Source organism: Xenorhabdus yunnanensis (genome assembly GCF_028598805.1).
GTDB lineage: Bacteria > Pseudomonadota > Gammaproteobacteria > Enterobacterales > Enterobacteriaceae > Xenorhabdus > Xenorhabdus yunnanensis.
On record NZ_JAQRFI010000365.1, the window covers coordinates 1 to 223 of the forward strand.

Below are 223 nucleotides of genomic sequence, written 5' to 3' on the forward strand. Positions count from 1 at the left end.
ACCGGACTTGAGAATAGCCAGCAACCCCACCATCATCTCCAGCCCGGGAACGGCACAGAGCGCGACGGGACTGTCGGCGTGTACGCCTTGTTGGATCAGTGCATGGGCCAGTTGGTTGGCACGCTGGTTTAGCTGCTCGTAGCTGAGCGACTGGTCGCCATAAGTCAGCGCTATCGCCTGCGGATACAGCGCGGCCTGCTGCTCAAATTGCTGATGCACACAG

General features: G+C 60.1%; 1 protein-coding gene. It reads right to left on the minus strand.

Annotated features, from left to right (window positions below):
• Positions 1–223 (minus strand): AMP-binding protein (locus PSI23_RS22625; RefSeq protein WP_273557115.1); only part of this gene is annotated, 223 nt, incomplete at both ends.